Annotated in this window: 15 protein-coding genes; 8 read left to right on the top strand and 7 right to left on the bottom strand. The window is 74.1% G+C overall.

Annotation, left to right across the window (positions count from 1 at the left end; translation table 11 throughout):
• Positions 1–125 precede the first annotated feature (125 nt).
• Positions 126–1,043: a YihY/virulence factor BrkB family protein gene (locus Ani05nite_RS01415; protein WP_203763312.1), complete on the top strand. Its 918-nt coding sequence runs from the start codon at positions 126–128 to the stop codon at positions 1,041–1,043.
• A 453-nt stretch (positions 1,044–1,496) separates the two neighbouring features.
• Here the strand turns inward: Ani05nite_RS01415 and Ani05nite_RS01410 are convergent, their stop codons facing one another.
• Positions 1,497–2,276: an HAD-IIA family hydrolase gene (locus Ani05nite_RS01410; protein WP_203763309.1), complete on the bottom strand. Its 780-nt coding sequence runs from the start codon at positions 2,274–2,276 to the stop codon at positions 1,497–1,499.
• Between the two features lie 85 nt (positions 2,277–2,361).
• A complete protein-coding gene (locus Ani05nite_RS01405) occupies positions 2,362–3,387 on the bottom strand; it encodes a ferrochelatase (RefSeq protein WP_203763306.1) in 1,026 nt (341 codons plus the stop codon).
• Positions 3,388–3,451: 64 nt separating this feature from the next.
• Between Ani05nite_RS01405 and Ani05nite_RS01400 the strand changes: the two genes are divergently transcribed.
• Positions 3,452–3,856 (top strand): hypothetical protein, encoded by a 405-nt coding sequence (locus Ani05nite_RS01400; RefSeq protein WP_203763303.1) that lies wholly within the window; start codon positions 3,452–3,454, stop codon positions 3,854–3,856.
• Between the two features lie 24 nt (positions 3,857–3,880).
• Here the strand turns inward: Ani05nite_RS01400 and fabI are convergent, their stop codons facing one another.
• Both fabI and Ani05nite_RS01390 read right to left on the bottom strand, forming a co-directional pair.
• Complete coding sequence (fabI, locus tag Ani05nite_RS01395; RefSeq protein WP_203763300.1) at positions 3,881–4,648, bottom strand: enoyl-ACP reductase FabI; 768 nt, start codon at positions 4,646–4,648, stop codon at positions 3,881–3,883.
• A 29-nt stretch (positions 4,649–4,677) separates the two neighbouring features.
• Positions 4,678–5,382: a beta-ketoacyl-ACP reductase gene (locus tag Ani05nite_RS01390; protein ID WP_203763297.1), complete on the bottom strand. Its 705-nt coding sequence runs from the start codon at positions 5,380–5,382 to the stop codon at positions 4,678–4,680.
• A 151-nt stretch (positions 5,383–5,533) separates the two neighbouring features.
• Here Ani05nite_RS01390 and Ani05nite_RS01385 point away from each other — a divergent pair, with 151 nt between their 5' ends.
• The 4 genes from Ani05nite_RS01385 to Ani05nite_RS01370 all read left to right on the top strand — a co-directional run bounded on the left by Ani05nite_RS01385 (position 5,534) and on the right by Ani05nite_RS01370 (position 9,493).
• Entirely contained in the window at positions 5,534–6,727 is a 1,194-nt protein-coding gene (locus Ani05nite_RS01385; RefSeq protein WP_203763294.1) for a sensor histidine kinase, read from the top strand.
• Positions 6,724–7,380 carry a response regulator gene (locus Ani05nite_RS01380; RefSeq protein ID WP_203763292.1) on the top strand — a complete coding sequence of 219 codons (657 nt, stop codon included), beginning with the start codon at positions 6,724–6,726 and terminating at the stop codon, positions 7,378–7,380. Before Ani05nite_RS01385 ends, Ani05nite_RS01380 begins: the two co-directional genes overlap by 4 nt.
• Before the next feature lie 74 nt (positions 7,381–7,454).
• Positions 7,455–8,309, top strand: coding sequence for an alpha/beta hydrolase (locus Ani05nite_RS01375; RefSeq protein WP_203763289.1), 855 nt, complete (start codon positions 7,455–7,457; stop codon positions 8,307–8,309).
• The gene (locus Ani05nite_RS01370; protein ID WP_203763286.1) at positions 8,306–9,493 is read left to right on the top strand and encodes an acyltransferase family protein; all 1,188 of its coding nucleotides are present in this window, start codon (positions 8,306–8,308) and stop codon (positions 9,491–9,493) included. The genes Ani05nite_RS01375 and Ani05nite_RS01370 overlap by 4 nt, the downstream gene beginning before the upstream one ends.
• Positions 9,494–9,844: 351 nt before the next feature.
• On the opposite strand, the gene Ani05nite_RS01365 is transcribed toward Ani05nite_RS01370, so the two are convergent.
• Genes Ani05nite_RS01365 through Ani05nite_RS01355 form a run of 3 tightly spaced genes read right to left on the bottom strand, consistent with a single transcriptional unit; the run spans position 9,845 to position 12,939 of the window.
• The gene (locus Ani05nite_RS01365; protein WP_203763283.1) at positions 9,845–10,795 is read right to left on the bottom strand and encodes a VWA domain-containing protein; all 951 of its coding nucleotides are present in this window, start codon (positions 10,793–10,795) and stop codon (positions 9,845–9,847) included.
• The gene (locus tag Ani05nite_RS01360; RefSeq protein ID WP_203763280.1) at positions 10,792–11,802 is read right to left on the bottom strand and encodes a DUF58 domain-containing protein; all 1,011 of its coding nucleotides are present in this window, start codon (positions 11,800–11,802) and stop codon (positions 10,792–10,794) included. The genes Ani05nite_RS01365 and Ani05nite_RS01360 overlap by 4 nt, the downstream gene beginning before the upstream one ends.
• A gap of 9 nt (positions 11,803–11,811) precedes the next feature.
• Entirely contained in the window at positions 11,812–12,939 is a 1,128-nt protein-coding gene (locus tag Ani05nite_RS01355; protein WP_203764904.1) for an AAA family ATPase, read from the bottom strand.
• A 310-nt stretch (positions 12,940–13,249) separates the two neighbouring features.
• Between Ani05nite_RS01355 and Ani05nite_RS01350 the strand changes: the two genes are divergently transcribed.
• Both Ani05nite_RS01350 and Ani05nite_RS01345 read left to right on the top strand, forming a co-directional pair.
• On the top strand, positions 13,250–13,471 hold the full coding sequence (locus Ani05nite_RS01350) for a hypothetical protein (RefSeq protein ID WP_203763277.1): 222 nt from the start codon (positions 13,250–13,252) through the stop codon (positions 13,469–13,471).
• A gap of 9 nt (positions 13,472–13,480) precedes the next feature.
• On the top strand, positions 13,481–14,002 hold the full coding sequence (locus tag Ani05nite_RS01345) for a PH domain-containing protein (RefSeq protein WP_203763274.1): 522 nt from the start codon (positions 13,481–13,483) through the stop codon (positions 14,000–14,002).
• Positions 14,003–14,158: the final 156 nt, after the last annotated feature.

The following is a 14,158-nucleotide window of genomic DNA, read 5'->3' as shown; positions in this document are numbered from 1 at the left end:
CGCATTCTCGCCAGCCCGGCCGGGAAAGCCCAGTACCCCGAGGGGTCGGATTTCCGCGCCCGGCCCGCCCGCGCCGAGGCCGCCGAGCCGCGTAACCGGCCCGGCGGCGGGGTACAGCGGTGCGGGTGACGGCTCGACGGTTCGCGCGGGGCACGGCGGCGGCCTGGCGCCGGCTGCGCCGCCGTGTCGGCTGGCTCGACCACCTCATCCGGGCCGGCGTGCGATACGACGAGGCCGACGGCGGCCGGCTCGCCGCCGCGGTGACCTACTACGCGTTCTTCGCCACCTTCGCGCTGGGGCTGCTGGCCTTCGCGATCTTCGGCTTCGTCCTGGACGACCCCGCGGTGCTGCGAGCGGTGGAACGGTACGTCGCGGAGTACCTGCCCCACCTCGACGTGCAGACGTGGCGCAACGCCCGCGGAACCGTCGGCGTCATCGCGTTCATCGGCCTGCCGATCACCGGATGGTTCTGGGTGGACGTGCTGCGCTCGTCGATCCGCCGGATCTGGCAGCTGCCCGAATACCCCGGCAACCTGGCCGCCCGGGTGCTGATCGACCTGCTCGTGCTGGCCGGGCTGGGCACCCTGCTGGCCGTGTCGTTGTCGGTGGCCTACCTGACCACCCGCACCGCGAACTGGCTGGTCGACGCGGCCGGCACCGACGCCACCCCGGCCCGGTGGCTGCTGGCCACGGTCGGGCTCGTCCTGGGCCTGGCCGTGAACGCGGTCCTGGCCGCCGGGATGCTCACGGGCCTGCCCCGGCTGCGGATGCCGCTGCGCCGCCTCGTCGGACCGGCGCTGCTCGTGGCGGTCGGCCTGGAACTGCTCAAGACCCTGGGCCGGCTGTACGTGCACGTCACCGAGGCCAACCCGACGTACCAGCTGGTCGCGGGCTCGGTCGGGCTGCTGGTCTTCCTCAACGCGGTCAACCAGATGGTGCTCTTCGCCGCCGCGCTGACGGCGACGAGCGAGAACGGGCGGCCGGCCGACCTCGCCGCCGAGGACGACGAGCCGGCCGAAGTGCCCGCGCCGCGCGAGGAGTGACGGGCGGCGGACCGGTCGGATCCCGGCGTCCAGGTTGGCTGGTCCGTCGCCTTGCCGGCCGGACGACCGCGCGCATATGCGAACGTCTATGGATGACGCCATGGTGGCAGAGCCTGGTAAGCGGCGCGGCCGGCGGCGTGATCGCGCTGGTCGGGGTGGTCACGACCTTGATCGTGCAAGGGCGGCGGGAACGTCAGCGGTGGGAGCGGGAGCGAGCCGATCGTCGGGAAGAGCGGGAGCTGGCGAAGGCGGAACGACTGCGAGCACAACGCATCGAACTCTGGAGGAAGGCCGCGGTGGTCGCCGCGAGGACTCGCGACGCCATGAGGGACCTGCTCGAGGAGGAGGAACGATACGAGGCCCATCGGCGCCGCGAACCGCAAGTGCCAGCGCGCTGCGTTCAACGGCGCGACGGCGGCAATGCGGATGATCACCGAGTAGCCGGTGACCCGGTCAGATCTCGGCGATCAGGTCCGCCACGCTGTCCACGATCCGCGACGGCCGGTACGGATACCGCTCGCTCTCCGCCCGCGTGCTGATCCCGGTCAGCACCAGAATCGTCTCCAGCCCCGCCTCCAGCCCGCACAGCACGTCGGTGTCCATCCGGTCGCCGATCATCGCCGTGCTCTCGCTGTGCCCGCCGATGACGTTCAGCGCCGACCGCATCATCATCGGGTTCGGCTTGCCCACGAAGTACGGCTCGACGCCGGTGGCCTTGGAGATCATCGCCGCCACCGAGCCGGCCGCCGGCAGCGCGCCCTCGTTGGAGGGTCCCGTGGGGTCCGGGTTGGTGCAGATGAAACGGGCGCCGTCGTTGATCAGGCGGACCGCCTTGGTGATCGCCTCGAAGCTGTACGTGCGGGTCTCGCCGAGCACCACGTAGTCCGGCGCGTAGTCGGTCAGCACGTAGCCGACCGCGTGCATCGCCGTGGTCAGTCCGGCCTCTCCGATCACGTACGCCGTGCCGCCCGGGCGCTGGTCGGCCAGGAACTGCGCGGTCGCCAGCGCCGCCGTCCAGATCGACTGCTCGGGCACGTCGAAGCCCATCCGGGCCAGCCGGGCCTGCAGGTCGCGGGGCGTGTAGATGGAGTTGTTGGTGAGGATGAGGAACGGCTTGCCGGACTGCTTCATCCGGTTGACGAACTCGGGGGCGCCGGGGACCGGCTCGCCCTCGTGGACGAGCACGCCGTCCATGTCGGTGAGCCAGCTCTCGACGGCCTTGCGCTCGGTCATGCCGTGCTTCCCTTCGTCATGCCCTTCTGGCCCTCACCGTCACGGCCGCCGGCAACGAACGCTCGGCGCGGTTCGGTGCAGGCGGTCATGACACTCCTCGGCGTTGCGGGGGCGGGCAGCAGTTGGCCGGGCACTGGTCCCAGACCGGCAGCGTACCGAGGCGCTCGCGGGCCACGCCGTTCGTGCGCTCCTCGACCAGCTCCCGGATCATCGTGACGAACCGCGGGTCGGTGCCCGGGGTGGCCGCGCGGGCGTAGCCCAGACCGAGCTCGGCGGCGGTGTCGCGGGCCTCGTTGTCCAGGTCCCAGAGCACCTCCAGGTGGTCCGAGACGAAGCCGATCGGGCTGACCACCACGTCCGTGACGTCGCCGACCAGCGCCTTCAGGTGGTCGTTGATGTCCGGCTCCAGCCACGGCACCTGCGGCGGCCCGGACCGGCTCTGCCAGACCAGGTCCCAGGGCAGGTCCGGCGCGGCGGCGGCATGCACCAGCGCGGCGGTCTCGTGCAGCTGGGCCTCGTAGCGGCCGCCGTCGGGGCCGGCGGTCCTGGCCATCGACACCGGGATGGAGTGGGCGGTGAAGACGATCCGGGTGCTGGCCCGGCGGGCCGGGTCGAGCTGGGCCAGGGCCGCGGTGACCGCGTCGGTGTGCGGCGCCACGAAACCCGGGTGGTCGTGGAACTGGCGCAGCTTGGCCACGGCGGGGGCGCCCGGGCCGACCTTGGCGCGGGCCTGGGCGATGTCCTCCCAGTACTGCTTGCAGGAGGAGTAGCCGCCGTACGCGCTGGTGGCGAAGCCGAGCGCGGAGGTGATCCCGTCGTCGCGCATCTGCGCCATGGTGTCGGCCAGCATCGGCTGCCAGTTGCGGTTGCCCCAGTACGTCGGCAGCGTCACGCCGTGCGCCCGGAAGTCGGCCGTCACCGCCGCGAGCAGGTCACGGCACTGCTGGTTGATCGGGGACACCCCGCCGAAGTGGTAGTAGTGCTCGGCCACCTCGGCGAGCCGTTCCTCGGGGATGCCCCGCCCGCGCGTCACGTTGCGCAGGAACGGCATCACGTCGTCGGGGTGCTCGGGGCCGCCGAAGGACAGCAGAAGGAACGCGTCGTACGCCACCGCACCATCCTCCCTCGCCCGGCCCGGCAGCGCGCACGCACCCCCGCCCGGTACGGTCTCGTCCATGTCGCCGGCCCGCGTGCTGACCTGTGTGTCCGCCTTGATCGCCACGTTCGGGGTGGGCTTCGCCACCGCCTGGTTCACCCGGGATCCGCACGCGGCCACCGCCGAGCGGCTCACCGGCACCGTCACCTGGTCCAACGAGCAGACCCAGCTGTTCACCGTCGAGGCCGACGGCGCCCGGCGGGAGCCGGCGGACGACGCCACGGTCTACCGTCTCGCCGACGACGAGTGGACGGACCGCTCCGGGACGATCCGGGCCGACGGCAGCTACCCCGAGTGCCTGGCGGGGACGCCCGGCGAGCCGGTGACCGAGGACCGGCACCGGGTCGAGCTGGAGGTCGTGCACCGCGACTTCGGCGGCTCGCACCGGACGCACCTGGCCGTGGCCGTGCGCTGCCTCGACTGAGCGGGCCGCCGCCGGGCGGACCGGTCAGGCGCCCAGCGCGTGGTACCCGCCGTCGACGTGCACGATCTCGCCGGTGGTGGCCGGGAACCAGTCGGACAGCAGGGCGCACACCGCCCGGGCGGCCGGCTCCTGGTCGGCCAGGTCCCAGCCGAGCGGGGCGCGCTGGGCCCACGCCTCCTCGAACTGCTCGAAGCCCGGGATCGACTTGGCCGCCATGGTGCGCAGCGGGCCGGCGGACACCAGGTTGCTGCGGATGCCCCGCTCGCCCAGGTGCAGCGCGAGGTAGCGGGAGGCCGACTCCAGGCCCGCCTTGGCGACGCCCATCCAGTCGTAGACCGGCCACGCCTTGGTGGCGTCGAAGGTCAGCCCGACGATGCTGCCGCCGCGGCCCATCAGCGGCAGGCAGGCGGTGGCCAGCGACTTGTACGAGTACGTCGACACCTGCAGCGCCGTGGCCACGTCCTCCCACGGCGCGTCCAGGAAGCCGCCGCCGAGGCAGCTCTGCGGGGCGAACCCGATCGAGTGGACCACGCCGTCCAGGCCGTCGACGTGCTCGCGGACCTTGTCGGCGATCCCGGCCAGCTGCTCCGGGTTCGTCACGTCCAGCTCGATGACCGGCGCCGGCTCGGGCAGGCGCTTGGCGATCCGCTCCACCAGCGACATCCGGCCGAAGCCGGTCAGCACGACCGACGCGCCGTTCTCCTGGGCGAGCTTGGCCACCGAGAACGCGATCGACGCGTCGGTGATGATGCCGGTGATGAGCAGCCGCTTACCGGCGAGCAGTCCAGACACTTTCAGGTATCTCCGTTTCGCTGAGCGGGTCAGTGACCCATGCCGAGGCCGCCGTCGACCGGGATGACCGCACCGGAGATGTACGCCGCGCTGTCGCCGGCGAGAAACGTCACCGCCTGGGCGACCTCGTCGGGCGCGGCGAGCCGCCCGGCCGGGATCGCCTTGAGGATCTCCGCCTTGCGGGTCTCGGACAGCACGTCGGTCATCTCGGTGTCGATGAAGCCCGGCGCGACCACGTTCGCCGTGATGTTACGGCTGCCCAGCTCACGGGTGATCGAGCGGGCCATGCCGACCAGGCCGGCCTTGCTCGCCGCGTAGTTCACCTGGCCGGGGCCGCCGTACAGGCCGACGACCGAGGAGATGAAGATGATCCGGCCCCAGCGGGCCCGCAGCATCTTGGCGCTGGCCCGCTTGGCGACCCGGAACGAGCCGGTCAGGTTGGTGTCCAGCACCCGGGTGAACTGCTCCTCGGACATCCGCAGCAGCAGCGTGTCGTCGGTGATGCCGGCGTTGGCGACCAGCACCTCGACCGGGCCCAGCTCCTGTTCCACCGTGGTGAAGGCGGCGTCGACGGCCGCGGAGTCGGTGATGTCGCATTGCACGCCGAACAGGCCCTCCGGCGCGCCGGTGCCACGGTGCGTGACGGCGACCCGGTCGCCCTGCTCGGCGAAGGCCCGCGCGATGGCCAGGCCGATGCCGCGGTTGCCTCCGGTCACCAACACGGTGCGGGCCACACGTACTCCTTCGTTCGACGAACAGACCGCTCGCAGACTAGGCGTTACCTGTGGGTAGCACGAAGCCCGGCCCTTGTCATACCGCGGTAGGGGTTCCGGATCATCCCGCGGGGGCACGACGGGACGGGCCCGGCCGCCGTAACCTGCCGGCATGGAGTTTGCCGGACCGCTGCGCCGGGTGCTGCTCGGTCCGGACCGCCGGCCCGCGCCGGCCCGGTCGCCCCGCTGGGCCCGGTTCCAGGTGTACGGCGTACCGCTGGGCCTGCTCGCCCTGGTCGGCCTGACCATCGGCAACATGACCTACCTGCTGGACAACCGCCCGCTGCACCCGACCGTGGCGGCCCTGCTGGCGGGCTGGGCCGTGGCGCCGGTCGTGGTCGCCGTGCGCCGGCCCCTGCTGGCCTGGCGCCTGTCCTATCCCCTGCTGTTCCTCGGCGTGTACGCCGCGGACCCGGGCGAGGCCTGGCCCTGGTCCCCGGTGCAGATCCTGGGTTTCCTGCTCGTGCTGGGCGCCCTGGTGTGGCGCGAGACGCCCGCGGTCGTCGCCTGGGTGACCGTGCTGAGCGTGGTGCCGGTGCTGCTGTTCGCACCCCGCGCCAACGCGGTGGGCGCGGCGGTGCTGCTGGTGGCGATCGCGCTGGCCGGAGACCTGGTGTCGCGCCGCCGGCGCGCCCGCGAGGAGCTGGCCCGGCAGGCCGAGCTGACCGAGCTGGAGCAGGCCCGGCGGGCGGTGCTGGAGGAGCGGGCCCGCATCGCCCGCGAGATGCACGACGTGGTGGCCCACCACATGTCGATGATCGCCGTGCAGGCGGAGACGGCGCCGTACCGGATCACCGGTCTGCCGGCGCCGGCGATGGCCGAGTTCGGCACGATCGCCGACGGCGCCCGGGAGGCGCTGGGCGACATGCGGCGGTTGCTGGGGGTGCTGCGGGCCGAGACCGACGAGTCGCCGCGCGCGCCGCAGCCCGGGCTGCCGGACGTGGGCGCGCTGGTGGAGACGGCGCAGCGGGCCGGGGTGCCGGTGACGCTGTGCGCGGCCGAGGTGGTGGAGGTGCCGGAGGCGGTCGGGCTCGCGGCGTACCGGATCGTGCAGGAGGCCCTGGCCAACGCGGCCCGGCACGCGCCCGGCGGCCCGGTGTCGGTCTCGGTCCGCGGCACCCCGGAGGCGCTGGAGGTGGAGGTCGGCAACGAGCCGGGGGCTCCCGGCCCGGCCGTGGGCGGGCCCGGGCACGGGCTGGTCGGCATGCGCGAGCGGTCCACCCTGCTCGGCGGCACGCTGGAGGCCGGCCCCCGCCCGGACGGCGGCTACCGGGTCGCCGCACGGCTGCCCCTGGCGGCCCGATGATCCGGGTGCTGATCGCCGACGACCAGGCGATGGTGCGGCAGGGTTTCGGGGCGCTGCTGGCGGCGCAGCCCGACCTGCTCGTGGTGGGCGACGCCGCGGACGGCGCGGCGGCGGTCGCGGCGTCCCGCCGGCTCGACCCGGACGTGGTGCTGATGGACGTCCGCATGCCGGTCATGGACGGCCTGGAGGCGACCCGCCGGCTGCTCACCCCCGGCGCCGCGGTGCGGGTGCTCATCCTGACGACCTTCGACCTCGACGACTACGTCTACGAGGCGCTGCGCGCCGGGGCCAGCGGGTTCCTGCTCAAGGACGCGCCCGCGGCCGATCTCGTGCACGCCGTCCGGGTCGTCGCCGCCGGTGAGGCGCTGCTGGCCCCCTCGGTCACCCGCCGGCTCATCGCGGAGTTCGCGTCCCGGCCCCGCAGCCGGCAGCCCCGGCCGACCGCCCTGAACGGCCTGACGCCCCGCGAGACCGAGGTGCTGCGGCTGATCGCGCGCGGCCGGTCCAACCAGGAGATCGCGGCCGAGCTGGTGGTCGCCGAGCAGACGGTGAAGACCCACGTGGGCCGCATCCTGGCCAAGCTCGGCCTGCGGGACCGGGCCCAGGCGGTGGTGTTCGCGTACGAGTCGGGTCTGGTGGCCGCCGGCGAGTAGCCCCGCGGTAGGGGGCCGAGGTCCACTCCGCGGGGTGACGCCGGCGGCCGGGCCCACGCCGCACGGTGCAGGCCATGCGGATCTTGTTGACTCTCCTGCTGCTCACGCCCGCCCCGATCCTGGCCCTGCCGCCGCGGGCGCCCCAACCGGACGCCGCCGCACCGGCCCCGGTCGCGATGGCCGACGCCGGCGAGCCGTACGCGTCCTGGGCGCGGTCCGGGCGCCGGTTCCTCGCCTTCGACCCGCGCGGCGACGGCCGGGCCGCCGAGGTGCTGGGCGACCTGGCCACCGCCGACCGGATCGCGGTGCTGGTGCCCGGGGTGGACACCCGGCTGCGCGACTTCGACCGCGGGCTCGGCGGCGTCGCCCGGCGGGCGCCGGCCGTCCAGGCCCGCGCCCTGTACGCCGCCCTGCGCACCGCCGACCCCGGGGCCCGGATCGCCGTGGTCGCCTGGCTCGGCTACGACCCGCCGGAGGGCCTGTCCCTCGACGCCGCCCGGGATCTGCGCGCGCGGACCGGGGCCGCCGCGCTGATCGACTTCGTGCGGGCGCTGCCGGAGCGGGCCGCGGTGACGCTGATCGGCCACAGCTACGGGGCCCTGGTGGTGGGCCTGGCCGCCCCGCACCTGCCCCGCGTCACCGACGTCGTCGCGCTGGGCGCGCCGGGCCTGGGCGCGCGGACGGCGGCGGACCTGGGTGGCGCGCGGGTCTGGTCGGCGCTGGCGGCCGGCGACTGGATCCGCCGCATCCCGCAGCTGCGCCTGGGGCACCTCGGTCACGGCCGGCGGCCCTCCGCGCCGGCCTTCGGCGCCCACCCGCTGCCCACCGACGGCGTCGCCGGTCACGACGGCTACCTGTGCCCGGGCTCGGCGACCCTGCCGGCGGTGGCGGCAGTGGTGCTGGGCCGGGTCGAGGCGGTCGCGGCATGAGGCCGGCCGCGCGGGACCGGACCATCGACGCGGCCCGGGCCATCGCGATCTGCGGGGTGGTGGTCGGTCACTGGCTGGTCACCGGCCTGGTCCCCGGGCCCGAGGGGGTGACGGTGGCCAGCCCGCTCACCGCGATGCCCGCCGCGGCCCCGGTGAGCTGGCTGCTGCAGACCCTCGGCCTGCTGTTCTTCGCCGGGGGCTACGCGGCCCACGCCCGCGGATCGGCCGCGGGCCCGGCCGGCGGGCGACGCGCCGGCCCCCTCGGCCGGTTGCTGCGCCCGGCGGCGATCCTGCTGGGCGCCTGGGCACTGGTCCTCACCGCCGGGGCGGCGCTCGGCGCTCCCGCCACCACGCTGCGGACCATCGCCACGCTGGTGGTCAGCCCGCTGTGGTTCCTGGTGCCGTACCTGGCGCTGCACGCCGCGACCGCCCCGTTGCGCCGCCTGGTGCACCGGATCGGCCCGGCCGCGGTGCTGCCGCCGCTCGCGGTGGTCGCGGCCAGCGACCTGGGCCTGCTGCCGGGTCTCGCCGCGCTCCCGGCCGCCTGGGCGATCCCGTGGCTGCTGGGCATGCTCGTGGCCCGCCACGACCGGCTGGCCCGGGCGGTGACCGGCCGCCCCGGCGACGACGGCGCGCCGCACCGGGGCGCCGGGCCCTGGATCGGCGTCGCGCTCGCCTGCAACGGCGCCGCGGCGCTGGCCGTGCTCATCCTGGTCGCCGGCTATCCCGCCGGCGCGGTCGGCGTGCCGGGCGACGGCCGGTCCAACCTCGACCCGCCCTCGCTGGCCGCGGTCGCCCTGGCCGTCACCCAGATCGGTGTTCTGCTGACCGTGCGCGGACCCCTGGCCCGGTTGCTGCGCCACGATCGGGCGCTGCGCCCGGTGGCCGCGCTCAACCGCGTGGCCGTGCCGGTCTACCTCGGCCACCAGAGCGTGCTGCTCGCCGTGGCCGGCGTCGCCGCCCTGGTCGACCCCGCGATGCCCGGGCTGCTGACCGCTCCGGACGGCGCCGCGTGGGCCGGGCAGCGGCTGGCCTGGCTGCCCGTGCTCGGCCTGGTTCTCGCCGTCGTGACCCGTACGCGACACGACGGCGGGCCCGATTACCTTAGGAGGCTCTTAAGAGGTACGCTCTTCGACGGTTCCCGAGCCCGGACTACTCACGGAGGTGATCGCTGTGCGAGATAGCGATCCTCCCAGTCGTGGCCGGGCCGTTCGTCAGCCGCTCCGACCCGACCGCTCCGCGCCCGCACCGGCCGTGAGCCCGAGTCCGACCCGCTGACCCACACCCATCCCGCTCCAACCGCCCCGTGGTTCCGGCTGTCCGCCGGAGCCGGGCGGTGTCGTGCCGCGCCGCGACGGGAGCTGAATGCCGGCCGCGACGATTCCGTGTGCGCACTTTCCCCGTCGGTCACCCACCGGAAAGTCACAGCCATGGGCAAGTTCGTCGCTCCCCTCACCTTCACCATCGCCGCCGCCTGGGTGGTCGTCCTCTTCGTCCTAGTGCACAGCACGACACCGTGACGCGGCGTCCGCCGTTCAGGGCAGGCGCGACGTCCACAGCAGACTCATCGCCCCGGCGACCAGGCCGAGCAGCAGGGCCACCCCGGCGTACCACTGGGTGACCTCGCGCGGCTCGACCCGGTGGCCGATCGAGCTGCCCATGTCCTCGTAGACCTGCTTGAGCTCGGAGACCGAGGCCGCCTCGTAGAAGTAGCCCTTGGTCTTGTCCGCGAGCTGCTGCAGCGACAGCCGGTCCACCGGCACCCGCTGGAGCTGGCCGCGGATGTCGACCACGCCGGTGTCCGTGCCGAAGGCGATCGTCGACACCGGCACGTTGGCGGCCTCCGCCGCGGCGGCCGCGTCCTCGACCGAGCGGCCCGAGGTGCGGTAGCCGTCCGAGAGCAGCACGATGCGGGCCGGCGGCGCGCCGTCGGCGCCGTCGGCCGGGACCGTGCGGATGGCGTCCAGCGAGGTGAAGACCGCCTCGCCGGTCGCCGTGGCCTCGGCCAGGGTCAGCCCGTCGATGCCGGCGATCACCGCGGCGCGGTCCTTGGTCGGCGAGACCAGCACGTTGGCCGCCTTGGCGAACGAGACCAGGCCGAGGTTGTACGTCGGCGGCAGCTCCTGCACGAACGCCTTGGCCGCCTCCTGGGCCGCCTCGATCCGGTTCGGCTGGACGTCGTCGGCCTCCATCGACAGCGACACGTCGATGGCCAGCATGACGGTCGCCCGTTCCAGCGGCTCCTCGCGGTCGATCGACGGGCGGGCCATCGCGAAGGCCAGCGACAGCAGGCTCAGCAGGAACGCGCCGGCCGCGACGTGCCGGCGCCAGCCCAGGCCCTTGGGGGCCAGCGTGCGCAGCAGCTCCACGTTGGTGAACTTCATCGCGTACGTGCGGCGGCGGAACTGCCGCAGCACGTAGGCGCCCGCCACCAGCAGGACGGACAGGACGGCGAGCAGCCACCACGGCTGCAGGAAGCGGATCATCGCGTTGTCCCCCGGGTGCGAGCGTGTCGTTGGGCTGCCACGAAGCGGACCACGTCGAGCAGCCAGTCGGTGTCGGTGCGCAGCCTCAAGTGTGCGGCACCGGCGGCGCGCAGCGCCCGGGCGATGTCGCCCCGCTGGTTGCCGGCCGCCTCCGCGTAGCGGGCGCGCAGGGCCGGGTCGGCCGTCTGCACCTCGTGCAGCACGCCGGTCTCCGGGTCGGCCAGGGTCAGCACGCCGACGTCCGGCAGCTCCAGCTCGCGGGGGTCGACGACCTCGACCGCCAGCACGTCGTGCCGCACGCCGAGCTTGCGGATCGGCCGGGCCCAGCCCTCCACCGGCGCCAGGAAGTCGGAGATGACCACGGCGACACCCCGGCGCCGCGGCGGCCGGTTCAGCATGTCGATCAGCTCGCCCAGGTCGGTGCGCCCGGGCCGGATCCGGGTACGGGCGATCGCGCGCAACAGCCCCTGCGCCTCCTTGCGGCCGGGCCGCGCGGGCATCCGCACCATCGGCTGGGTCACCGGGGCCGGTGCGCTCGCCTCCCGCCGCCGGCGCCAGAAGCCGCCCTGTTCCGGGGCGGGCAGGCCGGAGCCGGTGCCCACGACCGCGCCGATCCGGTTGCCGCCGCGCACGGTCAGGTGGGCCATCGCCGTCGCGGCCGCGAGCACCAGGTCGCGCTTGAGCATCTTCGCCGTGCCGAAGTCCAGGCTGGCCGACAGGTCGACCGCCATCCACGTCTCCAGCTCGCGGTCGGCGACCGTGCGCCGTACGTGCGGCAGCGTGGTCCGGGCGGTCACCGGCCAGTCCATCCGGCGCACGTCGTCGCCGGGCCGGTACTCGCGGCTCTCCCCGGCCTCGCTGCCCGGTCCCGGCAGCAGCCCGGCGTAGTCGCCCTGCAGCAGGCCGTCCAGTTTGCGGGTGACCAGCAGTTGCAGGCGCGACAGCACCGCCTCGGCGCGGGCCGTGGCGGCGTCGGTCACCGCGGGCGGGGGGTCAGCGGTCGGCACGGCGCCCCGTCACTGCTGTCCCGGCCAGGCCGGCTGGTGGGGCAGCGTGTCGAAGGCCGGGCCGCCGCTGGCCGGGACGGCGGAGACCGGGTGGCCGTTGGCGTGGCCGTTCGGCGAGGCGCCCTGGCGGGAGGCGACCGACGGCATCGGCACGCTGGCCATGATGCGCGCCACGATGTGGTCGGCCGGGATGTCGTCGGCCAGCGCGTCGTAGCTGAGCACCAGCCGGTGCCGCAGGATGTCCGGGGCGATGTCCTGCACGTCCTGGGGCAACGCGTAGTCGCGGCCGCGGAGCAGGGCGATGGCCCGGGTGGCGCGGACGATGCCCAGCGAGGCGCGCGGGCTGGCGCCGTACTGGATGAGCTGAGCGACGTCCGGCATGCCGTGCTGGGCCGGGGCGCGGGTGGCCAGCACCAGCCGGACCGTGTAGTCGACCAGGGCGTTGTGCACGAAAACCTGGTCCGCGCGGCGCTGCAGGGCCAGCAGGTCCTCCGACGAGAAGATCTGCTTGGGCTCCGGCGGGCTCACGCCCATCCGGTAGACGATCTCGCGTTCCTCGGCGTCGGTCGGGTAGCCGACCAGGATCTTCATGAGGAAACGGTCGCGCTGGGCCTCGGGCAGCGGATAGACGCCCTCCTGCTCGATCGGGTTCTGGGTGGCCATGACCAGGAACGGGTCCGGCACCGAGTGCGACTCGCCGCCGATCGACACCTGGTGCTCGGCCATCACCTCGAGCAGGGCCGACTGCACCTTGGCCGGGGCCCGGTTGATCTCGTCGGCGAGCAGGAAGTTGACGAACACCGGGCCCAGCTCGACGTCGAACTTCTCGCTCGACTGCCGGTAGATGCGGGTGCCGACGATGTCGGCGGGCACCAGGTCGGGGGTGAACTGGATGCGCGAGAAGGAACCGCCGACGACCCGGGCCAGTGTCTCGACGGCCAGCGTCTTGGCCACGCCGGGCACGCCCTCGAGCAGGCAGTGGCCGCGGGCGAGCAGCGCGACGAACATCCGCTCGACCATCCGGTCCTGGCCCACGATGACCCGCTTGACCTCGAACATGGCCCGTTCGAGCTGGGTGGCGTCCTGGGCGGGCGGCACCGGGCGGCCCGGATCGGCGCTGCTCGTGCCCTCGGGCATGGTCGGCTCGGCCACCGGTCCTCCATCGAGATTCTGCGTATCCGGGTCGCGCCGGCACGGGTGCCGACGCTCAAGACTTACACGACCACGCTGAGAGCTGTCGGGCAGAGGCGGATTACGCGCCGTCGGCAACGGCCGAGTAGTCGATCTTTCTGCGCGATGCGCTCGAACGGGCACCTCCGGCGGGTAGACGGGAGACCCGCGTGAGCGTGTAACATTCGGTCCGTCGCCGGGCGACTTCCCCCGTGGTCGCCCGGCGCTCTAACTCCCCATCCCATCGGCCGTGGTTCACCCCGGCTACTGTTCGGATGTGGTCGAGGAGCTTTCCCCGCAATGCTCGCGTAAGGGCTGTCGTGCGCCCGGCGCCTGGTCGCTGCTCTGGAACAACCCCAAGCTGCACGACCCGGCGTACCGCAAGACCTGGCTGGCCTGCGACGACCACCGTGAATACCTCACCGGCTTCCTGACCGCGCGGGGTTTCCTGCGCGAGGTGACCATGTTCCGGGCGCCGCAGAACGACGGCTCCGCTTAGGCTTTCAGCGTGACCGAGCCCAGCGCCCCGGCGCCCGCCCCGACCGACCCGCTCGAGCCGTGGCCGGACACGGTCGACTGGCGACCGGTCTCGCGCAGCCTGATCACTGTGGAGTTGATCAACAGGACGATCTGGGTGGTCGTCGTGCTGGGCGCGCTGACCGTCGGCTGGGTGATGACCGGGCACTGGAGCTGGCCCACGGCCATGGCGGCGGTCCTGGCCGCCGCGGTCTGGCGCTCCCTGGTGACGGTCCGGGCGGTCAAGGCCTGGGGGTACGCCGAGCGGGACAACGACCTGCTGGTCCGGCACGGCCTGGTGATCCGCCGGCTGTCCATCGTCCCGTACGCCCGGATGCAGTTCGTCGACGTGACCGCGGGTCCCCTGGAGCGGGCGTTCCACCTGGCCACGGTCCAGTTGCACACCGCCGCGGCGGCCACCGACGCCAAGATCCCGGGGCTGCCGCCGGCGGAGGCGTCGCGGCTGCGCGACAGGCTGACCGCGCTGGGCGAGGACCGGGCCGAAGGCCTGTGACGACCGCCCAGCCCCACCCGCAGCCGGAACCCGCCCCCGGCGCGCCCGCCGCCCCGGCCGACCCGGCCGACATCCCGCAGCCGGCCGACATCCCGCAGCCGGCCGACATCCCGCAGCCGGCCGACATCCCGCAGCCGGCCGACATCCCGCAGCCGG

It is taken from the genome of Actinoplanes nipponensis, assembly GCF_016862275.1.
Taxonomy (GTDB): domain Bacteria; phylum Actinomycetota; class Actinomycetes; order Mycobacteriales; family Micromonosporaceae; genus Actinoplanes; species Actinoplanes nipponensis.
This window is presented reverse-complemented; position numbering and strand designations above follow the sequence as displayed.

Excerpts from the sequence above, each read along its gene's own strand:
- Ani05nite_RS01410 (WP_203763309.1), bottom strand. The coding sequence starts at position 2,276 with ATGACCGAGCGCAAGGCCGTCGAGAGCTGGCTCACCGACATGGACGGC.
- Ani05nite_RS01400 (WP_203763303.1), top strand. The coding sequence starts at position 3,452 with ATGTCGCCGGCCCGCGTGCTGACCTGTGTGTCCGCCTTGATCGCCACG.
- Ani05nite_RS01385 (WP_203763294.1), top strand. The coding sequence starts at position 5,534 with ATGGAGTTTGCCGGACCGCTGCGCCGGGTGCTGCTCGGTCCGGACCGC.
- Ani05nite_RS01380 (WP_203763292.1), top strand. The coding sequence starts at position 6,724 with ATGATCCGGGTGCTGATCGCCGACGACCAGGCGATGGTGCGGCAGGGT.
- Ani05nite_RS01375 (WP_203763289.1), top strand. The coding sequence starts at position 7,455 with ATGCGGATCTTGTTGACTCTCCTGCTGCTCACGCCCGCCCCGATCCTG.
- Ani05nite_RS01370 (WP_203763286.1), top strand. The coding sequence starts at position 8,306 with ATGAGGCCGGCCGCGCGGGACCGGACCATCGACGCGGCCCGGGCCATC.
- Ani05nite_RS01365 (WP_203763283.1), bottom strand. The coding sequence starts at position 10,795 with ATGATCCGCTTCCTGCAGCCGTGGTGGCTGCTCGCCGTCCTGTCCGTC.
- Ani05nite_RS01355 (WP_203764904.1), bottom strand. The coding sequence starts at position 12,939 with ATGCCCGAGGGCACGAGCAGCGCCGATCCGGGCCGCCCGGTGCCGCCC.